Below are 25,786 nucleotides of genomic sequence, written 5' to 3' on the forward strand. Positions count from 1 at the left end.
CGGAGCCGACCCCATGAAAGATTTGGTGAAAGTCCTCAAATCGCAGTCTCAGTCAGAAGAGTTCGATGCGATCAAGATCACGCTGGCGTCGCCGGACATGATTCGCTCCTGGTCCTTCGGCGAGGTCAAGAAGCCGGAGACCATCAACTACCGCACCTTCAAGCCGGAGCGGGATGGCCTGTTCTGTGCCAAGATCTTCGGCCCGGTGAAGGACTACGAGTGCCTGTGCGGCAAGTACAAGCGCATGAAGCACCGCGGCATCATCTGCGAGAAGTGCGGCGTCGAGGTCACCAAGGCGGCGGTGCGCCGCGAGCGCATGGGCCACATCGAGCTGGCAAGCCCTGTCGCCCACATCTGGTTCCTCAAGTCGCTGCCGTCGCGCATCGGCATGTTCCTGGACATGACCCTGCGCGACATCGAGCGCGTGCTCTACTTCGAGAGCTTCATGGTCATCGACCCGGGCATGACCACCCTCGAGCGAGGCCAGCTGCTCAACGACGAGCAGTACTTCGAGGCCCTCGAGGAGTTCGGTGACGACTTCGACGCCCGCATGGGCGCCGAGGCCGTCCAGGCGCTGCTCAAGGACATCGACCTGGGCGAGGAGATCGACCGCCTGCGCGAGGAGATCCCGCAGACCAACTCCGAGACCAAGATCAAGAAGCTCTCCAAGCGGCTCAAGCTGCTGGAGGCCTTCCAGGGCTCCGGCAACGACCCGGCGTGGATGGTCATGGAGGTGCTGCCGGTACTGCCGCCGGACCTGCGCCCGCTGGTGCCGCTGGACGGTGGCCGCTTCGCGACCTCGGACCTCAATGACTTGTATCGCCGGGTGATCAACCGCAACAACCGCCTCAAGCGGCTGCTCGACCTCAATGCGCCCGACATCATCGTGCGCAACGAGAAGCGCATGCTGCAGGAGTCGGTGGACGCCCTGCTCGACAACGGCCGCCGCGGCCGGGCCATCACCGGCTCCAACAAGCGCCCGCTGAAGTCGCTGGCCGACATGATCAAGGGCAAGCAGGGCCGTTTCCGCCAGAACCTGCTGGGCAAGCGCGTCGACTACTCCGGCCGCTCGGTGATTACCGTCGGCCCGACCCTGCGCCTGCACCAGTGCGGCCTGCCCAAGAAGATGGCGCTGGAGCTGTTCAAGCCGTTCATCTACTCCAAGCTGCAGAGCCTCGGCTACGCCTCCACCATCAAGGCGGCCAAGAAGATGGTCGAGCGCGAGACGGCGGAGGTGTGGGACATCCTCGCCGACGTCATCCGCGAGCACCCGGTGCTGCTCAACCGTGCCCCGACCCTGCACCGCCTCGGCATCCAGGCCTTCGAGCCGCTGCTGATCGAGGGCAAGGCGATCCAGCTGCACCCGCTGGTGTGTGCCGCCTACAACGCCGACTTCGACGGTGACCAGATGGCGGTACACGTGCCGCTGACCCTGGAGGCCCAGCTCGAGGCCCGCGCGCTGATGATGGCCACCAACAACGTGCTGTCACCGGCCAACGGCGAGCCGATCATCGTGCCCTCCCAGGACGTGGTGCTGGGCCTGTACTACATGACCCGCGAGCGCATCAACGACAAGGGCGAGGGCATGGTGTTCTCCGGCCTCGACGAGGTGGAGCGCGCCTTCGGCACCCAGAGCGTGTCGATGCATGCCCGCGTCAAGGTGCGCCTCGACGAGGTGGACATCGACGAGGAGACCGGCGAGAAGAGCCACCATCGCCGCATCTACGACACCACCGTGGGCCGTGCGCTGCTGTTCCGCATCCTGCCCGAAGGCGTGCCCTTCGAGCTGGTCGACCAGCCGATGAAGAAGAAGGCGATCTCGACGCTGATCAACGAGGTCTATCGCCGCGCCGGCCTCAAGCCGACGGTGATCTTCGCCGACCAGCTGATGTTTACCGGCTTCCGCCTGGCCACCTGGTCCGGCGCCTCCATCGGCGTCAACGACTTCGTCATCCCGGATGCCAAGGCCGAGATCGTCGAGGCCGCCGAGGACGAGGTGAAGGAGATCGAGGACCAGTTCTCCTCCGGCCTGGTCACCGCCGGCGAGAAGTACAACAAGGTCATCGACATCTGGGCGCGGGCCAACGACCAAGTGGCCAAGGCGATGATGGCCGGGATCTCCAAGGAGACCGTGGTGGACCGCGACGGCAAGGAAGTCGAGCAGGACTCCTTCAACAGCGTCTTCATCATGGCCGACTCGGGTGCCCGGGGTAGCGCCGCCCAGATCCGCCAGCTGGCGGGCATGCGCGGCCTGATGGCCAAGCCGGATGGCTCGATCATCGAGACGCCGATCGTCGCCAACTTCCGCGAGGGCCTCAACGTCCTGCAGTACTTCATCTCGACCCACGGCGCGCGGAAGGGCCTGGCGGACACGGCACTCAAGACCGCCAACTCCGGTTACCTGACTCGCCGCCTGGTCGACGTGGCCCAGGACATGGTGATCACCGAGCCCGACTGCGGCACCGACCGCGGCCTGACGCTGCACCCGGTCATCGAGGGCGGCGACATCATCGTCTCCCTGGCCCAGCGCGTGTTGGGGCGCGTGGTGGCTCAGGACGTCATCGACCCGGCCAGCGAGGAGGTGCTGATCCCGCGCGACACCCTGCTCGACGAGAAGTGGTGTGCCGAGCTCGACACCATGGGCGTCGACGAGATCGTGGTGCGCTCGACCATCACCTGCCAGACCCCCCATGGTGTCTGCTCGTCCTGCTACGGTCGTGACCTGGCGCGCGGCCACCAGGTGAACATCGGCGAGTCCGTGGGCGTCATCGCCGCCCAGTCGATCGGTGAGCCGGGCACCCAGCTGACCATGCGCACCTTCCACATCGGCGGTGCGGCCTCCCGGGCCTCCGCGGTGGACAGCGTCCAGGTCAAGCACGGTGGCAAGGTGCGCCTGCACAACATCAAGCACGTCGAGCGCAGCGACGGCAAGCTGGTGGTGGTCTCCCGCTCCAGCGCCCTGGCCGTGGCCGATGATCACGGCCGCGAGCGCGAGTACTACAAGCTGCCCTACGGCGCCGAGCTGGACGTCCGCGACGGCGACAGCGTCGAGGCCGGCCAGGCCGTGGCCAAGTGGGACCCGCACACCCACCCGATCATCGCCGAGGCCGAAGGGCAGGTGCAGTACAGCGACCTCGACGAGGGCGTCACCATGCACCGCAGCGTGGACGAGATGACCGGCCTCTCCTCCATCGAGGTGATCGAGTCGGCGGCGCGGCCCATGGCCGGCCGCGACAAGCGTCCGATGATCCAGCTGACCGATGCTGCCGGTAACCAGGTCACCGTCGAGGGCACCGACACGCCGGTGCAGTACCCGCTGCCCGGCAAGGCGATCATCACCGTCGACAACGGTTCGACGATCGGCGTCGGTGAGGTGGTGGCCCGTATCCCGGTGGAGGCCACCGGCAACAAGGACATTACCGGCGGCCTGCCGCGCGTCGCCGACCTGTTCGAGGCGCGCAAGCCGAAGGAGCCGGCGATACTCGCCGAGATCAGCGGCGTGATCAGCTTCGGCAAGGAGACCAAGGGCAAGCGGCGCCTGACCATCACCCCGGAAGACGGCGATCCCTTCGAGATGCTGATCCCTAAGTGGCGCCAGATCGCGGTCTTCGAGGGCGAGTCGGTCGAGAAGGGCGAGGTGATCTCGGACGGCCCGAGCAACCCGCACGACATCCTGCGCCTGCTGGGCATCGCCGAGCTGGCCAAGTACATCACCACCGAGGTGCAGGACGTCTATCGCCTGCAGGGCGTGGGCATCAACGACAAGCATATCGAGGTGATCGTGCGTCAGATGCTGCGCAAGGTGGAGATCACCGACGCGGGTGACAGCGACTTCATCACGGGCGACCAGGCCGAACTGGTCCGTGTGCTAGAGCAGAACGCGCGCCTGGAGAAGGAAGAGAAGTTCCCGGCCAAGTACCAGCGGCTGCTGCTGGGGATCACCAAGGCCAGCCTGGCCACCGAGTCGTTCATCTCCGCGGCCTCCTTCCAGGAGACCACGCGGGTGCTGACCGAGGCGGCGGTGACCGGCAAGCGCGACTACCTGCGTGGCCTGAAGGAGAACGTGGTGGTGGGACGCCTGATCCCGGCCGGTACCGGCCTGACCCACCACGCGGAGCGTCGCCGCAAGCGTGAAGACGCCGAGCGGCTGCTCCACCCGTCGGCCTACGATGTCGAGCAGGAGCTGGGCGCCCAGCTCACCGCGTTGGACACGGACGACGACGAGATCTGATGCCAGCGTCACGGCACCGCGCCTCCCCGGGGCGCGGTGCTTGACGACGCGCCGCGTCAGCCATTAGAATGCGCAGCCTTTAACAGTGGGGCGGGTGCGCCCGCACCCGCTGGCAAGGCAAGGCAACCCATTGGAGTCAGCTACACACCATGGCAACGATCAATCAGCTCGTGCGCAAGCCGCGCAAGCGCCAGGCCGCCAAGAGCGACGTGCCTGCGCTGCAGGCCTGCCCGCAGAAGCGCGGCGTCTGCACCCGCGTCTACACCACCACCCCGAAGAAGCCGAACTCCGCACTGCGCAAGGTGTGCCGTGTTCGCCTGACCAACGGCTACGAGGTCTCCTCGTACATCGGCGGTGAAGGCCACAACCTTCAGGAGCACTCCGTGGTCCTGATCCGCGGCGGTCGCGTCAAGGACCTTCCCGGTGTGCGCTATCACACCGTGCGTGGCGCCCTGGACACCTCCGGCGTGCAGAACCGCAAGCAGGGCCGTTCCAAGTACGGCACCAAGCGTCCCAAGGTCTGACCGGCCGCGGTACGCAGCAGTCACACCATTTTGACCACGGTCTGATAAGAGTAAGGTCGAGCGCTGCCAGCGGCAGGAGTCTCGGGTTTACCTGAAGGATCCTTTGATGAGGGCTTATCATGCCTAGAAGAAGAGTTGCGGCCAAGCGCGAGATCCTCCCGGATCCCAAGTTCGGAAGCGAGCGCCTGGCGAAGTTCATGAACCACCTGATGATCGGCGGCAAGAAGTCCGTAGCTGAGCGTATCGTCTATGGTGCGCTGGACAGGGTTGCCGAGCGTAGCAAGGAAGAGCCGCTGGAGATCTTCGACAAGGCGCTGGAAGCCATCCAGCCCATGGTCGAGGTCAAGTCCCGCCGCGTCGGCGGCGCGACCTATCAGGTGCCCGTGGAAGTTCGCCCCTCGCGCCGCCATGCGCTAGCCATGCGCTGGCTGGTCGATGCGGCCCGTCGCCGTGGTGAGAAGACCATGGTGCTGCGCCTCGCCGGCGAGATGCTCGATGCCGCCGAAGGCAAGGGCTCGGCCGTCAAGAAGCGGGAAGACGTGCATCGCATGGCAGAGGCCAACAAGGCCTTCTCTCATTATCGTTTCTAAGTGCACCGCTTCTAAACGCATCGCCAACCACAGGGGAGTTCCAACGTGGCTCGCAAGACTCCACTAAAGCGCTATCGCAACATCGGCATCGTGGCGCACGTCGATGCCGGCAAGACCACCACGACTGAGCGCGTCCTGTTTTACACCGGCCTGTCCCACAAGGTCGGCGAGGTCCATGATGGCGCCGCCACCATGGACTGGATGGAGCAGGAGCAGGAGCGTGGCATCACCATCACCTCCGCGGCGACCACCTGCTTCTGGCAGGGCATGGACAAGCAGTTCGACGAGCATCGCATCAACATCATCGATACCCCGGGGCACGTCGACTTCACCATCGAGGTGGAGCGTTCCCTGCGCGTGCTCGACGGTGCCGTCGTGGTGCTGTGCGGCTCGTCCGGCGTCCAGCCGCAGACCGAGACCGTCTGGCGCCAGGCCAACAAGTACGAAGTCCCGCGCATGGTGTTCGTCAACAAGATGGACCGTACCGGCGCCGACTTCTTCATGGTCGTCGACCAGCTCAAGCAGAAGCTGGGAGCCAACGCTGTCCCGATCCAGATCAACTGGGGCACCGAGGAAGAGTTCAAGGGTGTCGTCGACCTGATCAGGATGAAGGCGATCCTGTGGGACGAGGAGAGCCTCGGCATGAACTACGAGCTGGTGGATATCCCCGCCGAGCTCCAGGAGACCGCCGAGAAGTACCGCGAGGAGATGGTCGAGGCCGCCGCCGAGGCCTCCGAGGAACTGATGGACAAGTACCTCGAGGAGGGTGAGCTCACCATCGAGGAGATCAAGGCCGGCCTGCGTCGTCGCACCCTGGACAACGAGATCGTGCTGGTCACCTGCGGCTCCGCCTTCAAGAACAAGGGCGTCCAGGCCGTGCTGGATGGCGTCATCGAGTACATGCCGTCACCCACCGAGGTCAAGGCCATCGAGGGTGAGCTGGACGACAAGGACGGCACCATCGCGACCCGTGAGGCGGACGACAGTGCCCCCTTCTCCGCGCTGGCCTTCAAGATCGCCACCGATCCCTTCGTCGGTACCCTGACCTTCATCCGCGTCTATTCGGGCGTGTTGAAGTCGGGCGACAGCATCTACAACTCCGTCAAGGAGAAGAAGGAGCGCGTCGGCCGTATCGTCCAGATGCACGCCAACTCCCGCGAGGAGATCAAGGAAGTGCTGGCCGGCGACATCGCCGCCTGCATCGGCCTCAAGGACGTCACCACCGGTGACACCCTGTGCGACCTGAACGACAAGATCGTGCTGGAGCGCATGGAGTTTCCGGATCCGGTGATCTCCGTGGCCGTGGAGCCGAAGTCCAAGGCCGACCAGGAGAAGATGGGCGTGGCACTGGGCAAGCTGGCCCAGGAGGACCCCTCCTTCCAGGTCCGCACCGACGAGGAGACCGGACAGACCATCATCTCCGGCATGGGTGAACTGCACCTCGACATCCTCGTCGACCGCATGCGTCGCGAGTTCAAGGTCGACGCCAATATCGGCAAGCCGCAGGTGGCCTATCGCGAGACCATCCGCGCCAAGGTTGAGCAGGAAGGCAAGTTCGTTCGCCAGTCCGGCGGTCGCGGCCAGTACGGTCATGTGCACCTGCGCATCGAGCCGCTCACCGCAGAGGACAAGGGCGAAGACGAGGACATGCACTTCAAGTTCGCCTCGGAGATCGTTGGCGGCGTGGTTCCCAAGGAATACGTGCCGGCCGTCGAGAAAGGGGCCTACGAGCAGCTGCAGAACGGTGTCATCGCGGGCTACCCGATGATTGACGTCAAGGTCACGCTGTTCGACGGTTCCTACCATGACGTGGACTCTAACGAGACCGCGTTCAAGGTTGCCTCTTCCATGGCGGTCAAGGAAGGTGCCAAGAAGGCCAAGGCCGTGCTCCTCGAGCCGGTGATGAAGGTCGAGGTCGTGACCCCCGAGGAGTTCATGGGTGACGTCATGGGCGACCTGAACCGTCGTCGGGGTCTCGTCCAGGGCATGGATGACTCCTCCATGGGCAAGATCATCCGCGCCACGGTACCGCTGGCTGAGATGTTCGGTTATGCAACCGACCTGCGCTCTCAGACCCAGGGCCGCGCAAGCTACGTGATGGAGTTTGCGAACTACGAAGAGGCGCCGTCCAGCGTCGTTGAAGCCGTCATCAACCAGAACGGTTAACCGTTAGCTAACGTAAAGAGGTTATAGCAGTGGCTAAGGAAAAATTTGAACGTTCCAAACCGCACGTCAACGTCGGTACCATCGGTCACGTCGACCACGGCAAGACCACGCTGACTGCGGCCCTGACTCGCGTCTCCGCCGAGGTGTTCGGTGGCGACTGGAGCGAGTTCGACGCCATCGACAATGCGCCGGAAGAGCGTGAGCGCGGCATCACCATCGCCACCTCTCACGTCGAGTACCAGTCCGAGTCGCGCCACTACGCGCACGTCGACTGCCCGGGGCACGCCGACTACGTCAAGAACATGATCACCGGTGCCGCCCAGATGGACGGCGCTATCCTGGTCGTGTCCGCCGCCGACGGCCCCATGCCGCAGACTCGCGAGCACATCCTGCTGTCTCGCCAGGTCGGCGTGCCGTACATCGTCGTGTTCCTGAACAAGGCCGACATGGTCGATGATGAGGAGCTGCTCGAGCTGGTCGAGATGGAGGTTCGCGAACTCCTCGACGAGTACGACTTCCCGGGTGACGACACTCCGATCATCACCGGCTCCGCCCTGATGGCCCTGGAAGGCAAGGACGACAACGGCATGGGTACCACCGCCGTTGCCAACCTGATCAAGGCCCTGGACGAGTACATCCCGGAGCCGGAGCGTGCCATCGACCAGCCGTTCCTGATGCCGATCGAGGACGTGTTCTCCATCTCCGGCCGCGGCACCGTGGTTACCGGCCGCGTCGAGCGTGGCGTGGTCAAGGCCGGCGAGGAAGTCGAGATCGTCGGTATCAAGGACACCGTCAAGACCGTCGTGACCGGCGTCGAGATGTTCCGCAAGCTGCTCGACGAAGGTCGTGCCGGTGAGAACGTCGGCGCCCTGCTGCGCGGCACCAAGCGTGACGACGTCGAGCGTGGCCAGGTCCTGGCCAAGCCGGGCACCATCACCCCGCACACCAAGTTCGAGGCCGAGGTGTACGTGCTGTCCAAGGACGAGGGTGGTCGTCACACCCCGTTCTTCAAGGGCTACCGTCCGCAGTTCTACTTCCGTACCACCGACATCACCGGTACCTGTGAGCTGCCGGAAGGCGTCGAGATGGTCATGCCGGGCGACAACGTCAAGATGGTTGTCACCCTGATCGCCCCGATCGCCATGGATGACGGCCTGCGCTTCGCCATCCGTGAAGGCGGCCGTACCGTCGGCGCCGGCGTCGTGGCCAAGATCATCGAGTAAGCGTCCCGCTGCTTGGCCGATCGAAGGGGGCTCCTGGCGGAGCCCCCTTTCTGCGCACCGGAAGCGAGTGTTTGACTCTCGTCACCGGCGTGCCTATAATGCGCATCCTTTGAATGCGTGGGTTGACGGCTCGCGCCGTCAGAATCCATTGGAGTTAGGGCAAATGCAGAACCAGAAGATTCGCATTCGGTTGAAGGCCTTCGACCATCGCCTGATCGACCAGTCCGCCGCGGAGATCGTAGAAACCGCCAAGCGTACAGGCGCCCAGGTCCGTGGTCCGATCCCTCTGCCGACCAATCGCGAGCGTTACACCGTGCTGATCTCTCCGCACGTCAACAAGGACGCGCGCGACCAGTACGAGATTCGTACCCACAAGCGGGTGCTCGATATCGTCGAGCCCACCGAAAAGACCGTTGATGCCCTGATGAAGCTCGACCTCGCCGCCGGCGTTGACGTGCAGATCAAGCTCGACTGACACCACACTAGACACTCGCGGCCCAGCGCCTGGTCTGTCCACCGAAAAGGCAGCGCCAAGCAGCAGCCGCCACGCCGGGATGGCGTCATACAACGTGCTAGTGGAATGCTCTGGAAAGGGCAGCCATAGCGGGTGACAGCCCCGTACACTATAGGAGACTGAGAATGACTATCGGTTTAGTCGGTAGGAAGGCCGGTATGACCCGCGTCTTCACCGAAGATGGCGCATCCGTGCCCGTGACCGTGATCGAGGTTGAGCCCAACCGCGTGACACGCGTGAAGTCCGTCGAGTCTGACGGTTACGCCGCGGTTCAGGTGACAACCGGCTCCCGCAAGGCCAAGCATCTGTCGAAAGCCCAGGCCGGGCAGTTCGCCAAGGCAGGTGTCGAGGCCGGTCGTTCGCTGATGGAGTTCCGCCTGGCAGCAGGCGACGAGGCTCCGGAAGTGGGCGGCGAACTCACCGTATCCCTCTTCGAAGCTGGTCAGATGATCGACGTGACCGGCACCTCCAAGGGCAAGGGTTTCCAGGGCGCCGTCAAGCGCTGGAACTTCCGCACCCAGGACAACACTCACGGTAACTCCCTGTCGCATCGTGCGCCGGGTTCCATCGGCATGTGCCAGACGCCGGGCCGCGTGTTCAAGGGCAAGAAGATGGCCGGCCAGATGGGCAATGTTCGCTGCACCGTGCAGAGCCTGGAAGTCGTCCGTGTCGACGCCGAACGCAACCTGCTGCTGATCAAGGGTGCCGTACCCGGTGCCACCGGCAGTGATGTCATCGTGCGCAGCGCCGTCAAAGCAGGCTGAAGGGGAACTTACCGATGAATCTGAATCTTGCAGGTGCAGGCGCCGGTACTGTCGAAGTATCCGATGCCACCTTTGGCAAAGAATTCAACGAGGCCCTCGTACACCAGGTCGTCACCGCCTATCTGGCCGGTGGTCGCCAGGGTACCCGTGCCCAGAAAAACCGTTCCGACGTGCGTGGCGGCGGCAAGAAGCCGTGGCGCCAGAAGGGCACCGGTCGTGCCCGCGCCGGTACCATCCGCTCGCCGATCTGGCGCAGCGGCGGCGTGACCTTCGCGGCCCGTCCGCAGGACCATTCCCAGAAGGTCAACCGCAAGATGTACCGTGCGGCCATGCGCTCGATCCTCTCCGAGCTGGTCCGCCAGGAGCGCCTGGTGGCCGTCGATGGCTTCGCCGTCGAGGCCCCCAAGACCAAGCAGCTGGTCGCCAAGCTCGAGGAGCTGGGCCTGGAGAAGGTGCTGATCGTCACCGAGGAAGTCGACGAGAACCTGTACCTCGCCGCCCGCAACATCCCCAACGTGGATGTGGTGGACGTCGCCGCCGCCGACCCGGTGAGCCTGGTCGCCTTCGACAAGGTGCTGGTCACCGTCTCTGCTCTGCGTAAATTCGAGGAGAAGCTGGCATGAACCAGGAGCGTGTATTCAAGGTTCTGCTCGGTCCGCACGTGACCGAGAAGGCCGCCATGGCCGCCGAGCGCAACCAGTACGTGTTCAAGGTGGCAGGCGACGCGACCAAGCCCGAGATCAAGGCTGCCGTCCAGGAGCTGTTCGGCAAGAAGGTCGACCGTGTTCAGGTGCTGAACATGAAGGGCAAGACCAAGCGCACCGCGCAGGGTCTGGGTCACCGCAAGGGTTATCGCAAGGCGTACGTGACACTGGCCGCCGGCGAGACGCTTGAAGACTTCTCTGGCGCCGAATAAGGGCAGGAGTACGGATCATGGCAATCGTCAAGACTAAACCCACATCCGCCGGTCGTCGCCACGTCGTCAAGATCGTTGGTGAGGAACTGTACAAGGGCCGCGCCTTCGCGCCGTTGCTCGAGAAGCAGTCCAAGTCCGGTGGCCGTAACAACTACGGTCGCATCACCACCCGCCACGTGGGCGGTGGGCACCGTCATCACTACCGGATCATCGACTTCAAGCGCACCAAGGATGGCATCCCGGCCACCGTCGAGCGCCTGGAGCATGACCCGAACCGCAGCGCACACATTGCCCTGCTCAAGTACCTCGATGGCGAGCGTCGCTACATCATCGCGCCCAAGGGCGTGAGCGCCGGCGACCGCCTCGAGTCCGGCGTCAACGCGCCCATCAAGAAGGGCAATGCGTTGCCGCTGCGCAACATCCCGCTGGGTTCCACCGTGCACTGCATCGAGCTCAAGCCCGGCAAGGGCGCCCAGCTTGCACGCAGCGCCGGCACCAGCGCCCAGCTGGTCGCCCGTGAAGGCAACTACGCCACCCTGCGTCTGCGCTCCGGCGAGATGCGCAAGGTGCTGGCCGAGTGCCGCGCGACCCTGGGGGAAGTGAGCAACTCCGAGCACAGCCTGCGTCAGCTTGGCAAGGCCGGTGCGAAGCGCTGGAGAGGGGTGCGCCCGACCGTTCGCGGCGTGGCCATGAACCCGGTGGATCACCCGCACGGCGGCGGTGAAGGCCGCAGCAGTGGCGGACGTCACCCGGTGTCTCCGTGGGGCATCCCCACCAAGGGCCACAAGACCCGCAAGAACAAGCGCACCGACAAGCTGATCATCCGTCGCCGCAAGGCCCGGAAATAAGATCCAACGCCAAGACATCAAGAGGTAACGGCTGTGCCACGTTCACTGAAGAAAGGTCCCTTTATTGACCTTCATCTGCTGAAGAAGGTTGAGACTGCAGTGGAGAAGAGCGACCGCAAACCGATCAAGACCTGGTCGCGTCGCTCGATGATCCTGCCCAACATGGTCGGGCTCACCATTGCAGTCCATAACGGTCGCCAACACGTCCCGGTGCACGTATCCGAGGAAATGGTTGGCCACAAACTGGGCGAATTCGCTGCTACCCGCCTTTATCGCGGTCATGTGGCGGACAAGAAAGCCAAACGGTAAGCCAGAGAGGATTGAGAGATGGAAGTCACAGCAAAGCTGCGTGGCGCTCGTTTATCCGCCCAGAAGGCCCGTTTGGTGGCTGACCAGGTGCGCGGTAAACCGGTCGCCGAGGCGCTCGACCTGCTGACCTTCTCCCCGAAGAAGGCCGCGAAGCTGGTCAAGAAGGTGCTGCAGTCCGCCATCGCGAACGCGGAAGAAAACGACGGCATGGATATCGACGAGCTGCGTGTCTCGACCATCTGCGTCGATGAGGGCATGACGCTCAAGCGCATCCGTCCGCGCGCCAAGGGCCGTGCGGACCGCATCCTGAAGCGCACCTGCCACATCACCGTCAAGGTAGCCGAGAAGTAGGAGTCGACCAGATGGGTCAGAAAGTCAATCCCACAGGCATTCGCCTGGGTATCGTCAAGGACCATACCTCGGTGTGGTATGCCGAGCGCGGCGCCTATGCCGACAAGCTGAACAGCGACCTCGAAGTGCGTCGCTTCCTGGAAGAGCGCCTGAAGAATGCCTCCGTGAGCCGCATTCATATCGAGCGCCCGGCCAATAACGCCCGCATCACCATTCACACCGCCCGTCCGGGCATCGTGATTGGCAAGAAGGGCGAGGACGTCGACCGGCTGCGTCGTGACGTCACCGCGATGATGGGCGTGCCCGTGCACGTCAACATCGAGGAAGTCCGCAAGCCGGAACTCGACGCCAAGCTCGTCGCGCAGAACATCGCCGGCCAGCTCGAGCGTCGCGTGATGTTCCGTCGTGCCATGAAGCGTGCGGTGCAGAACGCCATGCGCCTGGGCGCCGGCGGCATCAAGGTGCAGCTCTCCGGTCGTCTCGGCGGCGCGGAAATCGCCCGCACCGAGTGGTACCGCGAAGGTCGCGTCCCGCTGCATACCCTGCGCGCGGACATCGACTACGCCACCTACGAAGCCAAGACCACCTACGGCATCATCGGTGTCAAGGTCTGGGTCTTCAAGGGTGAAATCCTCGGGGGCATCGAGGAGGTCCGCGCCAAGGCGAAACAGCCGCAGGCCGCGCCCTCCAAGAAGAAAGGTTCCAGGTAAGGGGAGAGCGAGTCGATGTTACAACCCAAGCGTATGAAGTTCCGCAAGATGCAGAAGGGCCGCAACCGTGGCCTGGCGCATCGCGGAAGCAAGGTAAGCTTCGGCGAGTATGGCCTCAAGGCCACTGGCCGGGGCCGTGTCACCGCCCGTCAGATCGAGGCAGGTCGTCGTGCCATCACCCGTCACGTCAAGCGTGGCGGCAAGATCTGGATCCGTGTCTTCCCGGACAAGCCGATTTCCAAGAAGCCGCTGGAAGTCCGCATGGGTAAGGGCAAGGGCTCCGTCGAGTACTGGGTCGCGCAGATCCAGCCGGGCCGGGTCCTGTACGAGATCGAAGGCGTTTCCGAGGAGCTGGCTCGCGAGGCATTCGCCCTGGCTGCCCAGAAGTTCCCGGTCTCCACCACCTTTGTGAAACGGACGGTGATGTGATGAAAGCCCAGGAAATTCGTGAGAAGTCAGCCGAGCAGCTCCAGGAGCAGCTCTTCGAACTCCTCCGCGAGCAGTTCAACCTGCGCATGCAGAAGGCCACCGGTCAGCTGAGCCAGACTCATCTGCTCAAGCAGGTTCGTCGGGACATTGCCCGCGTGAAGACTGTGCTCAACGAGAAGGCAGGTGACTGAGATGGCCGAAGAGAAGAAAGCCCGTACGCTCACCGGCAAGGTGGTGAGCGACAAGATGGACAAGTCCATCGTTGTGATGATCGAGCGTCGTGAGCGCCACCCGATCTACGGCAAATACGTCAAGCGCTCCACCAAGCTGCACGCCCACGACGAGTCGAATCAGGCCAAGGCCGGCGACACGGTGTCCATTCAGGAATGCCGTCCGCTGTCGAAGAACAAGGCCTGGACCCTGATCGAAGTCGTCGAACAGGCCAAGGGTTGATCGGCTCAGGCCGGTCAATCCAGTGCAGTCAGATTAGGTTTGGAGAAAACCGATGATTCAGACTCAGACAATGCTGGATGTCGCCGACAACAGCGGAGCGCGCCGGGTGCAGTGCATCAAGGTGTTGGGCGGTTCTCACCGTCGCTACGCTCGCATCGGTGACATCATCAAGGTCACGGTGAAGGAAGCCATTCCGCGTGGCAAGGTCAAGAAGGGCCAGGTCCTCAAGGCGGTGGTGGTTCGCACCCGTAGTGGCGTCCGTCGTAACGACGGTTCGCTGATCCGCTTCGATGGAAATGCGGCTGTGCTGTTGAACAACACCAACGATCAGCCGATCGGTACCCGTATCTTCGGGCCGGTGACGCGTGAGCTTCGCAACGAGAAGTTCATGAAGATCATTTCCTTGGCGCCTGAAGTGCTGTAAGGAGCGAGGCGGATATGCAAAAAATCAAACGTGACGATGAAGTGATCGTCATCGCCGGCAAGGACAAGGGCAAGCGCGGCACCGTCAAGCGGGTTCTCGAAAACCGCTTCGTGGTGTCCGGTGTGAACATGATCAAGCGTCACACCAAGCCTAACCCGATGGCGGGCAACCAGGGCGGTATCGTCGAGCGCGAGGCACCGATTCACGCGTCCAACGTGGCCATCTTCAACCAGGAGACCGGCAAGGCGGATCGCGTCGGCTTCCAGGTTCAGGAAGACGGTACCAAGGTACGTATCTACAAGTCGACGCAGTCGCAGATCGACGCCTAACGCGAGTCGGATAGCAAAATGGCGAACTTGAAAGAACGTTATCAGAACGAGGTGGTGGCTCAACTCCGAGAGCAGTTCAGCTACGCCAACGTGATGCAGGTACCGCGAGTCACCAAGGTGACCCTGAACATGGGTATCGGCGAAGCGACCAGCGACAAGAAGCTGATCGACAATGCCATCGGCGACCTGGAGAAGCTCTCCGGTCAGAAGCCGCTGGTGACCAAGGCACGCAAGTCCATCGCGGGCTTCAAGGTGCGTGAAGGCTGGCCGATCGGGATCAAGGTGACCCTGCGCTCCGAGCGCATGTGGGACTTCCTCGATCGCCTGGTGAATATCGCGATCCCCCGCGTTCGTGACTTTCGTGGTCTCAACCCGAAGTCCTTCGACGGTCGTGGCAACTACTCCATGGGGGTGCGTGAGCAGATCATCTTCCCTGAGATCGAGTATGATAAGATCGATCGGATCCGTGGTCTGGATGTCACCATCACCACCACCGCCAAAACCGATGAAGAAGGTCGCGCGCTGCTCAGCGCGTTGAACTTCCCGTTCAAGAAATAAGGGTGGGATCATGGCAAAGAAAAGCATGGTAGAGCGCGAGCTCAAGCGCACCAAGATGGTGGCGAAGTACGCCGCCAAGCGTGCCGAGCTCAAGGCGGTCATCCAGGACGTCAACGCTTCTGACGAAGAGCGCTTCGACGCGCAGCTCAAGCTGCAGCAGTTGCCGCGCGACTCCAGCCCGGTGCGTCAGCGCAACCGCTGCCGTATCACTGGTCGTCCGCACGGCTACTACAACAAGTTCGGCCTCGGCCGCAACAAGCTGCGTGAAGCCGCCATGCGTGGCGACGTGCCCGGACTCAAGAAGTCCAGCTGGTAACGCCACGTAGAATCATCAGGAGCGCAACGTAAATGAGCATGCAAGACACTCTGGCGGATATGTTTACCCGTATCCGCAATGCGCAGATGGCCACCAAGGAGACGGTTTCCATGCCGTCCTCCAAGCTCAAGGTCGAGGTGGCCCGCGTGCTGAAGGAAGAGGGCTACATCAGCGACTTCGCCGTCAGCGAGACCGCCAAGCCCGAGCTGACCGTGACCCTCAAGTACTTCGAGGGCAAGCCGGTCATCGAGCACCTGCAGCGAGTTTCCAAGCCGTCCCTGCGCCAGTACAAGGGCAAGGACGCGCTGCCGAAGGTCGCCGAAGGTCTGGGCATCGCCATCGTCACCACCTCCAATGGGGTGATGACCGATCGGGCGGCGCGTCAGGCGGGTGTCGGTGGTGAAGTCATCTGCACCGTATTCTAGGAGTTTGGAATGTCCCGCGTAGCCAAATATCCGGTCAAATTGCCCGCAGGCGTCGAGGTCAAGCTCGACGGTGACCAGCTGTCCGTCAAGGGCAGCCAGGGCACCCTGTCCCAGACCGTTCACCCCGATGTGGTGATCGGCCAGGAAGAGGGGCAGCTGACCTTCCAGCCGAGCGAGTCCGCCAAGAGCTGGGCAATGGTCGGTACCACCCGTGCCCTGGTCCAGAACCTGGTCACCGGTGTCAGCGAGGGCTTCACCAAGAGCCTCGAAATCATCGGCGTCGGTTATCGTGCCCAGGCCAAGGGCCAGACGCTCAATCTTACACTGGGCTTCTCGCACCCGATCGACTACACGCTGCCTGAAGGTGTCACGGCGGAAACGCCCAAGAACACCGTCATCGTGCTGAAAAGCGCGGACAAGCAGCAGCTCGGCCAGTGTGCTGCGGAAATCCGCGCCTTCCGTCCGCCCGAGCCCTACAAGGGCAAGGGTGTTCGGTACGCCGACGAGCAGGTGCGTCGCAAAGAAGCCAAGAAGAAGTAAGGCAGGGTTATGAACGCGAAGAAAGAATCTCGTCTCCGTCGTGCCCGCCGTGCTCGCGCCAAGATCCGCGAGTTGGGCGTGTATCGCCTGTGCGTCAACCGTACCCCCCGCCACATCTACGCGCAGATCATCTCGCCGGATGGTGGCAAGGTCCTCGCCAGCGCTTCCACGCTGGACAAGGCCCTGCGCGAGGGTGCGACCGGCAATGCCGACGCCGCCGCCAAGGTGGGCGCACTGATTGCCGAACGCGCCAAGCAGGCTGGCATCACCCAGGTGGCCTTCGATCGTGCCGGCTTCAAGTACCACGGTCGTGTGAAGGCCTTGGCCGACGCCGCTCGTGAAGGCGGCCTGGAATTCTAAAGGGTTTTACGATGGCGAAGAATGAACAGCAAAGCGGCGATCTGCAGGAAAAGCTCGTGCAGATCAACCGTGTCGCCAAGGTGGTCAAGGGTGGCCGAATCTTCGGTTTCACCGCTCTGACCGTCGTGGGTGACGGTAACGGTCGTGTGGGCTTCGGTCGCGGCAAGGCACGTGAAGTGCCGGTGGCGATCCAGAAGGCCATGGACCAGGCGCGTCGCAACATGGTCAAGGTGAACCTCACCGGTGGCACCCTGCAGTACCCGGTCAAGGCCCGTCACGGCGCCTCCAAGGTGTACATGCAGCCCGCCTCCGAGGGTACCGGGATCATCGCCGGCGGTGCCATGCGCTCCGTGCTCGAACTGGCTGGCGTGCATAACGTCCTGGCCAAGTGCTACGGCTCCACCAACCCGGTGAACGTGGTGCGGGCGACCGTCAATGGTCTGGCCTCCCTGCAGTCGCCGGAAGACGTGGCCGCCAAGCGCGGTCTGCCTGTCGAAGCGATCACGGGGTAAGCACCATGTCAGCAACGATCAAGGTTACCCAGACCCGCAGCACCATCGGCGTACTGGCCAAGCACAAGGCCACCATGAAGGGCCTCGGCCTGCGTCGCATCGGTCACACGGTTGAACTGGAAGACACCCCTGCCGTCCGCGGCATGATCCACAAGGTCAACTACCTTGTGCGTGTTGAGGGAGAGTAATCCATGAAACTCAATAGCCTGAGCCCGGCACCGGGTTCCAAGCACGCCGAGAAGCGCGTCGGCCGTGGCATCGGCTCCGGTCTGGGCAAGACCGGCGGCCGTGGCCACAAGGGCCTCAAGTCGCGCAGCGGCGGCAGCGTGAAGCCCGGTTTCGAGGGCGGTCAGATGCCGCTGCAGCGGCGCCTGCCCAAGTTCGGCTTCACCTCTGCGAAGTCGCTGGTTTCCGAGGAAGTCCGCCTGGCCGAGCTGGCCCGGGTCGCGGGTGACGAAGTCACCCTGGACACCCTCAAGGAAGCCAACGTGCTGAAGGACGCCACCAAGCATGCCAAGGTGATCCTGTCCGGCGAACTGAACAAGGCGGTCACGGTCCGCGGCATCAAGGTCACCAAGGGTGCCCGTGCCGCGATCGAAGCCGCCGGCGGCAAGGTAGAGGACTAAATGGCCAAGTCAGGAAACATGCCGGCGATGGGCAGCGGTCTGGGTGAACTCTGGGCGCGTCTGCGCTTCGTGCTCCTCGCCATCGTGGTCTACCGTATCGGTGCCCACATCCCCGTTCCCGGTATCAATCCTGACCAGCTTGCTGCCTTGTTCAGGGAGCAGCAGGGCACCATCCTGGGCATGTTCAACATGTTCTCGGGTGGCGCCCTGGAGCGCATGAGCATCATGGCGCTGGGCATCATGCCCTACATCTCGGCGTCGATCATCATGCAGCTGATGACCGCGGTCTCGCCGCATCTCGAGCAGTTGAAGAAGGAAGGCGAGGCCGGCCGCCGCAAGATCAGCCAGTACACGCGCTACGGCACCGTGCTGCTGGCCCTGATTCAGGCCACCGGCATGTCGGTGGGTCTGGCCAGCCAGGGGATCGCCTACACGGCCGACTTCAGCTTCTACTTCACCGCCATAGTGACCTTCGTCACCGGGGCGGTGTTCCTGATGTGGCTGGGCGAGCAGATCACCGAGAAGGGCATCGGCAATGGCATCTCGCTGCTGATCTTCGCCGGTATCGTCGCCGGCCTTCCGGGCGCCGTGGGGCAGGCCTTCGAGCTGGCCCGCAACGAAGGGGCCTGGAACGTCCTGCCGCTGCTGGCCCTTACCGTGCTGGGCGTGGCCACCGTGGCTTTCGTGGTGTTCATCGAGCGCGGCCAGCGTCGCCTCACGGTGAACTACCCGCGTCGCCAGGTGGGCAACAAGATGTATGCTGGCCAGAGCAGCTACCTGCCGCTGAAGGTCAACATGGCGGGCGTGATTCCGGCGATCTTCGCTTCGAGCATCCTGCTGTTCCCGGCCTCGCTGGGGCAGTGGGTCGGTGCCGGCGACGGCATGGAATGGCTGCAGCGTGCCTCCCAGGCCCTGGGCCCGGGTCAGCCGCTGTACATCTTGCTTTTCGGCGCGGCGGTGGTATTCTTCTGCTTCTTTTACACAGCGCTGGTCTTCAACCCCAAGGATGTCGCTGACAACCTCAAGAAGTCAGGGGCCTTCCTGCCGGGGATTCGCCCTGGCGAGCAGACCGCTCGCTACATCGACAAGGTCATGACCCGTCTGACCCTGTTTGGTGCCCTCTACATCACTGCGGTTTCCCTGATGCCCCAGTTCCTGATCGTGGCCTGGAACGTGCCGTTCTTCTTCGGCGGTACCTCGCTGCTGATCGTGGTGGTGGTCATCATGGACTTCATGGCCCAGGTGCAGTCGCACCTCATGTCGCACCAGTACGAGTCGGTGATGAAGAAGTCCAACCTGAAAGGCTACGGTAGCGGCGGCATCATGCGCTGAGGCGCCGCTGGCGATTTGGTGCGTCGCGAGCCGGGCCTCGGCTCGCGGCGCGAGCCAACTTTGGAGATGGAACGATGAAAGTTCGAGCTTCCGTGAAGAAAATGTGCCGCAACTGCAAGATCATTCGTCGCAATGGCGCCGTGCGCGTCATCTGCATCGAGCCGCGGCACAAGCAGCGCCAGGGTTGATCCCCACGCTGCACTGAACCGGGTGCCGGCATATCCCTTGTCCTCGAGCGAGGAAAGGGGTATGCTGTTGCGCCTTTTGTAGATGATTAATCGAGCAAGCCGCTCAAATTTCGGAGTAAGCTGATGGCCCGTATTGCAGGCGTCAATATCCCGGACAACAAGCATGCGGCGATCTCGCTGACCTATATCTTCGGGATTGGCCGCACTCGCGCACAGGATATCTGTGCCGCGTCCGGCATCGCGCCGAACACCAAGATCCAGGAGCTGTCATCTGAAGAGATCGACACCCTGCGGTCCGAAGTCGGCAAGTACACCGTGGAAGGTGACCTGCGTCGTGATGTCACGCTTAACATCAAGCGTCTCATGGACCTGGGTTGCTATCGTGGTCTGCGTCATCGTCGTGGTCTTCCGCTGCGTGGTCAGCGTACCAAGACCAATGCGCGTACCCGCAAGGGCCCGCGCAAGCCGATCCGCAAATAACACGCACGTTCTGGCGTAAAGACAGGAATAGACATCAACATGGCTAACCCGCGTAGCAACCGTAAAAAGGTTAAAAAGCAGGTAGTGGATGCCATCGCGCATATCCACGCCTCTTTTAACAACACGATCATTACGATCACAGACCGCCAGGGCAACGCCCTTTCCTGGGCGACTGCCGGTGGTTCGGGTTTTCGTGGTTCTCGCAAGAGCACCCCGTTCGCTGCTCAAGTGGCAAGCGAGCGTGCAGCGACCGCTGCAGCCGAGTATGGTGTGAAAAACGTCGACGTGCTGGTCAAGGGCCCCGGTCCTGGCCGTGAATCCGCCGTGCGCGCGCTCAATGCCGCCGGCTTCCGCGTGCAGAGCATCACCGACGCGACGCCCATCCCCCACAATGGCTGCCGTCCGCCGAAGAAACGCCGCGTTTAAGGAGACAGATTCATGGCTCGTTACATTGGACCGAAGTGCAAACTGTCTCGTCGTGAGGGGACCGACCTCTTCCTCAAGAGCGGTGTCACCCCCTTCGAGAAGAAGTGCAAATCCGAGCAGATCCCGGGTGTGCACGGCCAGCGCCGTCAGCGTCTTTCCGACTACGGCTTGCAGCTTCGCGAGAAGCAGAAAGTACGTCGCATGTACGGCGTACTCGAGAAGCAGTTCCGCAACTACTACAAGGAGGCGGCCCGCCTGAAGGGCGCGACCGGCGAGTTGTTGCTGCAGCTTCTCGAATCCCGACTGGACAACGTCGTCTACCGCATGGGCTTCGGCTCCACGCGTTCCGAGGCACGTCAGCTGGTCAGCCACAAGGCGATCGCCGTCAACGGCAAGACCGTCAACGTGGCCTCCTACCAGGTCAAGCCCGGTGACGTGGTCGCCGTGCGCGAGAAGGCGAAGAACCAGGCGCGCATCCAGACTTCCCTGGCCATCGCCGCCAACCGCGGCGACGTGGTCTGGGTCGAGACCGATGCCAAGAAGATGGAAGGCACTTTCAAGGCCCTGCCCGAACGCGGTGACCTGTCTGCCGACATCAACGAAAACCTGATCGTCGAGCTGTACTCCAAGTAAGCGGCGTCCGCGTCGTGCCGCTCCCCGTTCGCGGGGAGCGGCCGGAGAGTACCGACAATCCGTTTGGCAGCCTGAAAGGTGTTCATATGCAGCGTTCAGTGACAGAGTTTCTCCGTCCTCGCGACATCAAGGTCGAAGAGATCAGCGCACACCACGCGAAGATCGTGCTCGAACCCTTCGAGCGTGGCTTCGGCCACACGCTGGGGAATGCCCTGCGTCGCATCCTGCTCTCGTCCATGCCCGGCTGTGCCGTGGTGGAGGCCGAGATCGCTGGTGTCGAACACGAGTACAGCGCGATCGAGGGCGTCCAGGAAGATGTCATCGAAATCCTCCTGAACCTCAAGGACGTGGCGCTCAGGATGCACAGCCGCGACGAGGCAGTGCTCTCGCTGAACAAGCAGGGGCCGGCCGTCGTGACTGCAGGGGACATCGCCCTCGACCATGATGTCGAGATCGTCAATCCCGAGCATGTCATCGCCCACGTCAACGAGGGCGCCGAGCTGAAGATGCAGCTCAAGGTCGCTCGCGGCCGCGGGTACGAGCCGGCGGACGTGCGTGGCGATGCCGACGACGAGTCGCGTGCCATCGGTCGCCTGCAGCTGGATGCTACCTTCAGCCCCGTGCGCCGGGTTTCCTACAGCGTCGAGGCCGCGCGTGTCGAACAGCGCACCGACCTCGACAAGCTGATCATCAACCTGGAAACCGACGGCACCCTGGATCCAGAAGAGGCGATCCGTCGCAGCGCGACCATCCTGCAGGAGCAGCTGGCCGCCTTCGTCGACCTGGAAGCCGACAAGGAACAGGAAGTGGTGGAGGAAGAGGATCATATCGATCCGATCCTGCTGCGCCCCGTAGACGATCTCGAGTTGACCGTTCGCAGCGCCAACTGCCTGAAGGCCGAGAACATCTACTACATCGGGGATCTGATCCAGCGCACCGAGGTGGAGCTGCTGAAGACCCCCAATCTCGGCAAGAAGTCCCTGAACGAGATCAAGGACGTGTTGGCCGCCCGCGGTCTTTCCCTGGGCATGCGGCTGGAGAACTGGCCGCCGGCAAGCCTGAAGGACGACAAGGCCTCCGCGTGAGCCTCGACTCGAGCCCCAGTTTGGTAAGGAATCACAACCATGCGTCATCGTAAGAGTGGTCGTCACCTGAATCGCAACAGCTCGCACCGCCAGGCCATGTTCAAGAACATGTCTGTCTCGCTGGTCGAGCATGAAGTGATCAAGACAACCCTGCCCAAGGCCAAGGAACTGCGTCGCGTCATCGAGCCGCTGATCACCCTGGCCAAGCAGGACAGCGTTGCCAATCGTCGCCTGGCCTTCAGCCGCACCCGCTCGAAGGAAGCGGTCGGCAAGCTCTTCAATGAGCTGGGTCCGCGTTACGCCGAGCGTCCGGGCGGTTACGTCCGAATCCTCAAGTGCGGCTACCGCACCGGCGACAACGCCCCCATGGCCTTCGTCGAACTGGTCGACCGTCCGGTCGTCGAGGAAGCCGTCGCCGAGGAGTGATCCTCGACCGGGCCTCCGCCAGTGGCACGCCAAACCGGCTCCCTTCGGGGAGCCGGTTTTTTTTTATTGTAGGGTCTGCCTCGGCGACCTAAATCGCAGCTTCCCCGGCGCTGCTCGCCATCTTGACGACTTCAAGCGTAAAGCTCTCGGCTCGCCGTCAGGCGGTGGTTTCCGGCTCTGTCTTGCTGGCCTTGGTCCGCTCGAGTAGCGGCTTGAGGAAGCGGCCGGTGTGCGATGCCTCGATGCGCGCTACCTGCTCGGGGGTGCCCTCGGCGATGATGCGTCCGCCCCCGGAGCCGCCCTCCGGGCCCAGGTCGATCAGCCAGTCGGCGGTCTTGATCACGTCCAGGTTGTGCTCGATCACCACGATGGTGTTGCCGTGGTCGCGCAACCGGTGCAGCACGGTAAGCAGCTGGCGGATATCCTCGAAGTGCAGGCCGGTCGTCGGCTCGTCGAGGATGTAGAGGGTCTTGCCGGTGTCGCGCTTGGCCAGCTCCCTGGCCAGCTTGACGCGCTGGGCCTCGCCGCCGGAGAGCGTGGTGGCGCTCTGCCCCAGGCGGATGTAGGAAAGCCCCACGTCGAGCAGCGTCTGCAGCCGCCGGGCGATGGCCGGCACCGGCGAGAAGAACGCCAGGGCCTCCTCCACGGTCATCTCCAGGACCTCGTGGATGCTCTTGCCCTTGTAGGCGATCTCCAGGGTCTCGCGGTTGTAGCGCTTGCCCTTGCAGACGTCGCAGGGCACGTAGATGTCCGGCAGGAAGTGCATCTCCACCTTGATCATGCCCTCGCCCTGGCAGGCCTCGCAGCGCCCGCCCTTGACGTTGAAGGAGAAGCGGCCCGGCTTGTAGCCCCGTGAGCGCGCCTCCTGGGTGCCGGCGAACAGCTCGCGGATCGGCGTGAAGATGCCGGTGTAGGTGGCCGGGTTGGAGCGCGGGGTGCGCCCGATGGGGCTCTGGTCGATGTCGATCACCTTGTCGAGGTGATCGAGCCCCTCGATGCGCTCATGGGCCTCCGGCGTCAGGCTGGTGGCGCGGTTGAGCTCGCGGGCGGCGATGGGCATCAGCGTGCCGTTGATCAGCGTCGACTTGCCGGAGCCGGAGACGCCGGTGATGCACACGAACAGTCCCAGCGGCAGCTCGAGGGTGACATTCTGGAGGTTGTTGCCGGTGGCGCCGGAGAGGCGCACTACCTTCTCCGGGTTGCCGGGGATGCGCCACGGCGGAACCTCGATGCGCCGGGTGCCGGCGAGGTACTGGCCGGTGAGGGAGTCGGGTGCGGCGATGATCTCCTGGGGGGTGCCCTGGGCGACGATGCGCCCGCCATGGACGCCGGCGCCGGGGCCGATGTCGAGCACGTGGTCGGCGGCGCGGATGGCCTCCTCGTCGTGCTCGACCACGATCACGGTGTTGCCCAGGTCGCGCAGCCGCTCCAGGGTCTGCAGCAGGCGATCGTTATCGCGCTGGTGCAGACCGATGGAGGGCTCGTCGAGGATGTACATCACCCCCACCAGGCCGGCGCCGATCTGGCTGGCCAGGCGGATGCGCTGGGCCTCGCCGCCGGAGAGGGTCTCGGCGCTGCGCTCCAGGTTCAGGTAGTCGAGCCCCACGTTGACCAGGAACTCCAGGCGGGCGTGGATCTCGTTGACGATCTTGACGGCGATCTCGCCCTTGCGCCCGGGCAGGCTGAGCTCGCCGAAGTAGCTCAGTGCCTCGCCGATGGGCAGGCGGACCAGCTGCGGCAGGGTGCGGTCGTCGATGTAGACGTGGCGTGCCTCCCGGCGCAGCCGCGAGCCGTGGCAGGTGGGACAGGGCTGGACGGCGATGTGGCGCGCCAGGTCTTCGCGCACCATGCTCGATTCGGTCTCGCGATAGCGACGCTGCATGTTGGGCAGCACGCCCTCGAAGGGGTGCTCGCGGGTCACCTTGCGGCCGCGGTCGTTGACGTAGCTGAAGGCGATGTCGTCACTGCCGCTGCCGTAGAGAATGATATCCCGCTCATGGCGTGCCAGGTCCTGCCAGGGCGTTTCCAGGGTGAAGCGGTAGTGGTCGGCCACGGCCTGTAGCTGGTTGAAGTAGTAGACGCTGCGCCGGTCCCAGCCCTTGATCACCCCCTCGGCCAGCGACAGCTCCGGATGGCTGATCAGCTTGTCGGGGTCGAAGAACTGCTGCACGCCCAGGCCGTCGCAGGTCGGGCAGGCGCCGGCCGGGTTGTTGAACGAGAACATGCGCGGCTCGAGCTCGGCGATCGAGTAGCCGCACACCGGGCAGGCGAAGCGCGCCGAGAAGGCGATCTCCTCCTGCTCGCCGTCCATGAAGTGGATCACGGCGGTACCGTCGGCCAGGTTGAGGGCCGTCTCGAAGGATTCCGCCAGGCGCTGCTCCAGCCCCTCGCGCACCTTGAGGCGGTCGACCACCACGCTGATGTCGTGCTTCCTGTTCTTGTCCAGCGGGGCGATGTCGTCGAGCTCCAGCACCTGGCCGTCGACCATGGCACGCACGAAGCCCTGGGCGCGCAGCTCGGCGAGCAGCTGCAGGTGCTCGCCCTTGCGTCCCTTGACCACCGGGGCCAGCAGCATCAGCTTGCTGCCCTCGGGCAGGGTCAGCACCTGGTCGACCATCTGCGAGACGGTCTGGGCCTCGAGGTCCTCGCCGTGCTCCGGGCAGCGCGGGGTGCCGGCGCGGGCAAACAGCAGGCGCAGGTAGTCGTAGATCTCGGTGATGGTGCCCACGGTGGAGCGCGGGTTGTGGGAGGTGGACTTCTGCTCGATGGAGATCGCCGGGGAGAGCCCCTCGATATGGTCGACGTCGGGCTTCTCCATCATCGACAGGAACTGGCGCGCATAGGTGGAGAGCGACTCCACGTAGCGGCGCTGGCCCTCGGCATAGAGGGTGTCGAAGGCCAGCGATGACTTGCCCGAGCCGGAAAGCCCGGTGACCACGATCAGCTTGTCGCGGGGCAGATCGACGTCGATGTTCTTCAGGTTGTGGGTGCGGGCACCCCTGACCAGAATTGTGTCCATTCCCACCTCGCCGGACGCGGCAAAAGCTCGATTATACGGGGCGGGTCGCACCGGCGGCAAAGCACGGCTTGCCATCGGC

General features: G+C 63.6%; 34 protein-coding genes. 33 read left to right on the top strand and 1 reads right to left on the bottom strand.

The features are described from left to right. The first annotated feature begins 13 nt into the window (after nucleotides 1-13). The 33 genes from rpoC (at nucleotide 14) to rplQ (ending at nucleotide 22,688) form a co-directional block, all read left to right on the top strand. Entirely contained in the window at nucleotides 14-4,231 is a 4,218-nt protein-coding gene (gene rpoC, locus M8009_RS16990) for a DNA-directed RNA polymerase subunit beta' (RefSeq protein WP_250063407.1), read from the top strand. Between the two features lie 149 nt (nucleotides 4,232-4,380). Beyond that, nucleotides 4,381-4,755 carry a 30S ribosomal protein S12 gene (rpsL, locus tag M8009_RS16995; protein WP_071943783.1) on the top strand — a complete coding sequence of 125 codons (375 nt, stop codon included), beginning with the start codon at nucleotides 4,381-4,383 and terminating at the stop codon, nucleotides 4,753-4,755. A 119-nt stretch (nucleotides 4,756-4,874) separates the two neighbouring features. Then, nucleotides 4,875-5,345, top strand: a complete 471-nt coding sequence (rpsG, locus tag M8009_RS17000) for a 30S ribosomal protein S7 (RefSeq protein WP_040183143.1) — start codon at nucleotides 4,875-4,877, stop codon at nucleotides 5,343-5,345. A 45-nt stretch (nucleotides 5,346-5,390) separates the two neighbouring features. Next, nucleotides 5,391-7,511, top strand: a complete 2,121-nt coding sequence (gene fusA / locus M8009_RS17005; RefSeq protein WP_250063409.1) for an elongation factor G — start codon at nucleotides 5,391-5,393, stop codon at nucleotides 7,509-7,511. A 29-nt stretch (nucleotides 7,512-7,540) separates the two neighbouring features. Beyond that, nucleotides 7,541-8,734 (top strand): elongation factor Tu, encoded by a 1,194-nt coding sequence (gene tuf, locus M8009_RS17010; RefSeq protein ID WP_250063410.1) that lies wholly within the window; start codon nucleotides 7,541-7,543, stop codon nucleotides 8,732-8,734. Nucleotides 8,735-8,897: 163 nt separating this feature from the next. Then, a complete protein-coding gene (rpsJ, locus tag M8009_RS17015; RefSeq protein ID WP_021819602.1) occupies nucleotides 8,898-9,209 on the top strand; it encodes a 30S ribosomal protein S10 in 312 nt (103 codons plus the stop codon). Between the two features lie 164 nt (nucleotides 9,210-9,373). Further along, complete coding sequence (gene rplC / locus M8009_RS17020; protein WP_250063411.1) at nucleotides 9,374-10,012, top strand: 50S ribosomal protein L3; 639 nt, start codon at nucleotides 9,374-9,376, stop codon at nucleotides 10,010-10,012. Nucleotides 10,013-10,026: 14 nt separating this feature from the next. Further along, the gene (gene rplD / locus M8009_RS17025) at nucleotides 10,027-10,635 is read left to right on the top strand and encodes a 50S ribosomal protein L4 (RefSeq protein WP_106232376.1); all 609 of its coding nucleotides are present in this window, start codon (nucleotides 10,027-10,029) and stop codon (nucleotides 10,633-10,635) included. Next, nucleotides 10,632-10,928 (top strand): 50S ribosomal protein L23, encoded by a 297-nt coding sequence (gene rplW / locus M8009_RS17030; RefSeq protein ID WP_133484155.1) that lies wholly within the window; start codon nucleotides 10,632-10,634, stop codon nucleotides 10,926-10,928. The genes rplD and rplW overlap by 4 nt, the downstream gene beginning before the upstream one ends. A gap of 17 nt (nucleotides 10,929-10,945) precedes the next feature. Further along, a complete protein-coding gene (gene rplB / locus M8009_RS17035; RefSeq protein WP_250063412.1) occupies nucleotides 10,946-11,776 on the top strand; it encodes a 50S ribosomal protein L2 in 831 nt (276 codons plus the stop codon). Between the two features lie 33 nt (nucleotides 11,777-11,809). Further along, nucleotides 11,810-12,085, top strand: a complete 276-nt coding sequence (rpsS, locus tag M8009_RS17040) for a 30S ribosomal protein S19 (RefSeq protein ID WP_089714455.1) — start codon at nucleotides 11,810-11,812, stop codon at nucleotides 12,083-12,085. Nucleotides 12,086-12,103: 18 nt separating this feature from the next. Further along, nucleotides 12,104-12,436 (top strand): 50S ribosomal protein L22, encoded by a 333-nt coding sequence (gene rplV, locus M8009_RS17045; protein ID WP_040183132.1) that lies wholly within the window; start codon nucleotides 12,104-12,106, stop codon nucleotides 12,434-12,436. 11 nt (nucleotides 12,437-12,447) lie between these two features. Continuing rightward, the gene (rpsC, locus tag M8009_RS17050) at nucleotides 12,448-13,146 is read left to right on the top strand and encodes a 30S ribosomal protein S3 (RefSeq protein WP_250063413.1); all 699 of its coding nucleotides are present in this window, start codon (nucleotides 12,448-12,450) and stop codon (nucleotides 13,144-13,146) included. 15 nt (nucleotides 13,147-13,161) lie between these two features. Then, nucleotides 13,162-13,575 carry a 50S ribosomal protein L16 gene (gene rplP / locus M8009_RS17055; RefSeq protein WP_021819610.1) on the top strand — a complete coding sequence of 138 codons (414 nt, stop codon included), beginning with the start codon at nucleotides 13,162-13,164 and terminating at the stop codon, nucleotides 13,573-13,575. Continuing rightward, on the top strand, nucleotides 13,575-13,766 hold the full coding sequence (gene rpmC / locus M8009_RS17060; protein ID WP_040183129.1) for a 50S ribosomal protein L29: 192 nt from the start codon (nucleotides 13,575-13,577) through the stop codon (nucleotides 13,764-13,766). Before rplP ends, rpmC begins: the two co-directional genes overlap by 1 nt. Nucleotide 13,767: 1 nt before the next feature. Continuing rightward, entirely contained in the window at nucleotides 13,768-14,028 is a 261-nt protein-coding gene (gene rpsQ / locus M8009_RS17065) for a 30S ribosomal protein S17 (RefSeq protein ID WP_106232379.1), read from the top strand. Between the two features lie 52 nt (nucleotides 14,029-14,080). Further along, nucleotides 14,081-14,452 (top strand): 50S ribosomal protein L14, encoded by a 372-nt coding sequence (rplN, locus tag M8009_RS17070; protein ID WP_106232380.1) that lies wholly within the window; start codon nucleotides 14,081-14,083, stop codon nucleotides 14,450-14,452. 14 nt (nucleotides 14,453-14,466) lie between these two features. Continuing rightward, a complete protein-coding gene (gene rplX / locus M8009_RS17075) occupies nucleotides 14,467-14,781 on the top strand; it encodes a 50S ribosomal protein L24 (RefSeq protein ID WP_040183125.1) in 315 nt (104 codons plus the stop codon). An 18-nt stretch (nucleotides 14,782-14,799) separates the two neighbouring features. After that, nucleotides 14,800-15,339: a 50S ribosomal protein L5 gene (gene rplE, locus M8009_RS17080; protein WP_250063414.1), complete on the top strand. Its 540-nt coding sequence runs from the start codon at nucleotides 14,800-14,802 to the stop codon at nucleotides 15,337-15,339. A 10-nt stretch (nucleotides 15,340-15,349) separates the two neighbouring features. Next, nucleotides 15,350-15,655, top strand: a complete 306-nt coding sequence (gene rpsN, locus M8009_RS17085) for a 30S ribosomal protein S14 (RefSeq protein WP_089714396.1) — start codon at nucleotides 15,350-15,352, stop codon at nucleotides 15,653-15,655. 32 nt (nucleotides 15,656-15,687) lie between these two features. Continuing rightward, nucleotides 15,688-16,080, top strand: coding sequence for a 30S ribosomal protein S8 (gene rpsH / locus M8009_RS17090; RefSeq protein ID WP_133636908.1), 393 nt, complete (start codon nucleotides 15,688-15,690; stop codon nucleotides 16,078-16,080). 9 nt (nucleotides 16,081-16,089) lie between these two features. Further along, complete coding sequence (rplF, locus tag M8009_RS17095) at nucleotides 16,090-16,620, top strand: 50S ribosomal protein L6 (protein ID WP_250063415.1); 531 nt, start codon at nucleotides 16,090-16,092, stop codon at nucleotides 16,618-16,620. 9 nt (nucleotides 16,621-16,629) lie between these two features. After that, nucleotides 16,630-16,980, top strand: a complete 351-nt coding sequence (gene rplR / locus M8009_RS17100) for a 50S ribosomal protein L18 (RefSeq protein WP_102626746.1) — start codon at nucleotides 16,630-16,632, stop codon at nucleotides 16,978-16,980. A gap of 11 nt (nucleotides 16,981-16,991) precedes the next feature. Continuing rightward, nucleotides 16,992-17,492 carry a 30S ribosomal protein S5 gene (gene rpsE, locus M8009_RS17105; protein ID WP_133636904.1) on the top strand — a complete coding sequence of 167 codons (501 nt, stop codon included), beginning with the start codon at nucleotides 16,992-16,994 and terminating at the stop codon, nucleotides 17,490-17,492. A gap of 5 nt (nucleotides 17,493-17,497) precedes the next feature. Continuing rightward, the gene (rpmD, locus tag M8009_RS17110; RefSeq protein ID WP_013331010.1) at nucleotides 17,498-17,680 is read left to right on the top strand and encodes a 50S ribosomal protein L30; all 183 of its coding nucleotides are present in this window, start codon (nucleotides 17,498-17,500) and stop codon (nucleotides 17,678-17,680) included. A 3-nt stretch (nucleotides 17,681-17,683) separates the two neighbouring features. Continuing rightward, nucleotides 17,684-18,118 (top strand): 50S ribosomal protein L15, encoded by a 435-nt coding sequence (gene rplO, locus M8009_RS17115; RefSeq protein ID WP_250063416.1) that lies wholly within the window; start codon nucleotides 17,684-17,686, stop codon nucleotides 18,116-18,118. Continuing rightward, nucleotides 18,119-19,450, top strand: coding sequence for a preprotein translocase subunit SecY (secY, locus tag M8009_RS17120; RefSeq protein WP_250063418.1), 1,332 nt, complete (start codon nucleotides 18,119-18,121; stop codon nucleotides 19,448-19,450). A gap of 74 nt (nucleotides 19,451-19,524) precedes the next feature. Further along, the gene (gene rpmJ / locus M8009_RS17125) at nucleotides 19,525-19,638 is read left to right on the top strand and encodes a 50S ribosomal protein L36 (protein ID WP_009099023.1); all 114 of its coding nucleotides are present in this window, start codon (nucleotides 19,525-19,527) and stop codon (nucleotides 19,636-19,638) included. Nucleotides 19,639-19,761: 123 nt separating this feature from the next. Continuing rightward, nucleotides 19,762-20,118, top strand: coding sequence for a 30S ribosomal protein S13 (gene rpsM, locus M8009_RS17130; RefSeq protein WP_250063420.1), 357 nt, complete (start codon nucleotides 19,762-19,764; stop codon nucleotides 20,116-20,118). A gap of 39 nt (nucleotides 20,119-20,157) precedes the next feature. Then, nucleotides 20,158-20,544: a 30S ribosomal protein S11 gene (gene rpsK, locus M8009_RS17135; RefSeq protein ID WP_040183105.1), complete on the top strand. Its 387-nt coding sequence runs from the start codon at nucleotides 20,158-20,160 to the stop codon at nucleotides 20,542-20,544. Nucleotides 20,545-20,556: 12 nt separating this feature from the next. Continuing rightward, nucleotides 20,557-21,177: a 30S ribosomal protein S4 gene (rpsD, locus tag M8009_RS17140; protein WP_106232387.1), complete on the top strand. Its 621-nt coding sequence runs from the start codon at nucleotides 20,557-20,559 to the stop codon at nucleotides 21,175-21,177. Between the two features lie 86 nt (nucleotides 21,178-21,263). Next, the gene (locus M8009_RS17145) at nucleotides 21,264-22,262 is read left to right on the top strand and encodes a DNA-directed RNA polymerase subunit alpha (protein ID WP_040183102.1); all 999 of its coding nucleotides are present in this window, start codon (nucleotides 21,264-21,266) and stop codon (nucleotides 22,260-22,262) included. Between the two features lie 39 nt (nucleotides 22,263-22,301). Then, on the top strand, nucleotides 22,302-22,688 hold the full coding sequence (gene rplQ / locus M8009_RS17150; protein WP_250063422.1) for a 50S ribosomal protein L17: 387 nt from the start codon (nucleotides 22,302-22,304) through the stop codon (nucleotides 22,686-22,688). 157 nt (nucleotides 22,689-22,845) lie between these two features. Here the strand turns inward: rplQ and uvrA are convergent, their stop codons facing one another. After that, on the bottom strand, nucleotides 22,846-25,707 hold the full coding sequence (gene uvrA, locus M8009_RS17155; RefSeq protein ID WP_250063424.1) for an excinuclease ABC subunit UvrA: 2,862 nt from the start codon (nucleotides 25,705-25,707) through the stop codon (nucleotides 22,846-22,848). Between the last annotated feature and the right edge of the window lie 79 nt (nucleotides 25,708-25,786).

The organism is Halomonas gemina, from assembly GCF_023554995.1.
In the GTDB taxonomy this organism is placed as follows: domain Bacteria; phylum Pseudomonadota; class Gammaproteobacteria; order Pseudomonadales; family Halomonadaceae; genus Halomonas; species Halomonas gemina.

Excerpts from the sequence above, each read along its gene's own strand:
- rpoC (WP_250063407.1), top strand. The coding sequence starts at position 14 with ATGAAAGATTTGGTGAAAGTCCTCAAATCGCAGTCTCAGTCAGAAGAG.
- rpsL (WP_071943783.1), top strand. The coding sequence starts at position 4,381 with ATGGCAACGATCAATCAGCTCGTGCGCAAGCCGCGCAAGCGCCAGGCC.
- rpsG (WP_040183143.1), top strand. The coding sequence starts at position 4,875 with ATGCCTAGAAGAAGAGTTGCGGCCAAGCGCGAGATCCTCCCGGATCCC.
- rpsJ (WP_021819602.1), top strand. The coding sequence starts at position 8,898 with ATGCAGAACCAGAAGATTCGCATTCGGTTGAAGGCCTTCGACCATCGC.
- rplC (WP_250063411.1), top strand. The coding sequence starts at position 9,374 with ATGACTATCGGTTTAGTCGGTAGGAAGGCCGGTATGACCCGCGTCTTC.
- rplD (WP_106232376.1), top strand. The coding sequence starts at position 10,027 with ATGAATCTGAATCTTGCAGGTGCAGGCGCCGGTACTGTCGAAGTATCC.
- rplW (WP_133484155.1), top strand. The coding sequence starts at position 10,632 with ATGAACCAGGAGCGTGTATTCAAGGTTCTGCTCGGTCCGCACGTGACC.
- rplB (WP_250063412.1), top strand. The coding sequence starts at position 10,946 with ATGGCAATCGTCAAGACTAAACCCACATCCGCCGGTCGTCGCCACGTC.
- rplV (WP_040183132.1), top strand. The coding sequence starts at position 12,104 with ATGGAAGTCACAGCAAAGCTGCGTGGCGCTCGTTTATCCGCCCAGAAG.
- rpsC (WP_250063413.1), top strand. The coding sequence starts at position 12,448 with ATGGGTCAGAAAGTCAATCCCACAGGCATTCGCCTGGGTATCGTCAAG.
- rplP (WP_021819610.1), top strand. The coding sequence starts at position 13,162 with ATGTTACAACCCAAGCGTATGAAGTTCCGCAAGATGCAGAAGGGCCGC.
- rpmC (WP_040183129.1), top strand. The coding sequence starts at position 13,575 with ATGAAAGCCCAGGAAATTCGTGAGAAGTCAGCCGAGCAGCTCCAGGAG.
- rpsQ (WP_106232379.1), top strand. The coding sequence starts at position 13,768 with ATGGCCGAAGAGAAGAAAGCCCGTACGCTCACCGGCAAGGTGGTGAGC.
- rplN (WP_106232380.1), top strand. The coding sequence starts at position 14,081 with ATGATTCAGACTCAGACAATGCTGGATGTCGCCGACAACAGCGGAGCG.
- rplX (WP_040183125.1), top strand. The coding sequence starts at position 14,467 with ATGCAAAAAATCAAACGTGACGATGAAGTGATCGTCATCGCCGGCAAG.
- rplE (WP_250063414.1), top strand. The coding sequence starts at position 14,800 with ATGGCGAACTTGAAAGAACGTTATCAGAACGAGGTGGTGGCTCAACTC.
- rpsN (WP_089714396.1), top strand. The coding sequence starts at position 15,350 with ATGGCAAAGAAAAGCATGGTAGAGCGCGAGCTCAAGCGCACCAAGATG.
- rpsH (WP_133636908.1), top strand. The coding sequence starts at position 15,688 with ATGAGCATGCAAGACACTCTGGCGGATATGTTTACCCGTATCCGCAAT.
- rplF (WP_250063415.1), top strand. The coding sequence starts at position 16,090 with ATGTCCCGCGTAGCCAAATATCCGGTCAAATTGCCCGCAGGCGTCGAG.
- rplR (WP_102626746.1), top strand. The coding sequence starts at position 16,630 with ATGAACGCGAAGAAAGAATCTCGTCTCCGTCGTGCCCGCCGTGCTCGC.
- rpsE (WP_133636904.1), top strand. The coding sequence starts at position 16,992 with ATGGCGAAGAATGAACAGCAAAGCGGCGATCTGCAGGAAAAGCTCGTG.
- rpmD (WP_013331010.1), top strand. The coding sequence starts at position 17,498 with ATGTCAGCAACGATCAAGGTTACCCAGACCCGCAGCACCATCGGCGTA.
- rplO (WP_250063416.1), top strand. The coding sequence starts at position 17,684 with ATGAAACTCAATAGCCTGAGCCCGGCACCGGGTTCCAAGCACGCCGAG.
- secY (WP_250063418.1), top strand. The coding sequence starts at position 18,119 with ATGGCCAAGTCAGGAAACATGCCGGCGATGGGCAGCGGTCTGGGTGAA.
- rpmJ (WP_009099023.1), top strand. The coding sequence starts at position 19,525 with ATGAAAGTTCGAGCTTCCGTGAAGAAAATGTGCCGCAACTGCAAGATC.
- rpsM (WP_250063420.1), top strand. The coding sequence starts at position 19,762 with ATGGCCCGTATTGCAGGCGTCAATATCCCGGACAACAAGCATGCGGCG.
- rpsK (WP_040183105.1), top strand. The coding sequence starts at position 20,158 with ATGGCTAACCCGCGTAGCAACCGTAAAAAGGTTAAAAAGCAGGTAGTG.
- rpsD (WP_106232387.1), top strand. The coding sequence starts at position 20,557 with ATGGCTCGTTACATTGGACCGAAGTGCAAACTGTCTCGTCGTGAGGGG.
- M8009_RS17145 (WP_040183102.1), top strand. The coding sequence starts at position 21,264 with ATGCAGCGTTCAGTGACAGAGTTTCTCCGTCCTCGCGACATCAAGGTC.
- rplQ (WP_250063422.1), top strand. The coding sequence starts at position 22,302 with ATGCGTCATCGTAAGAGTGGTCGTCACCTGAATCGCAACAGCTCGCAC.
- uvrA (WP_250063424.1), bottom strand. The coding sequence starts at position 25,707 with ATGGACACAATTCTGGTCAGGGGTGCCCGCACCCACAACCTGAAGAAC.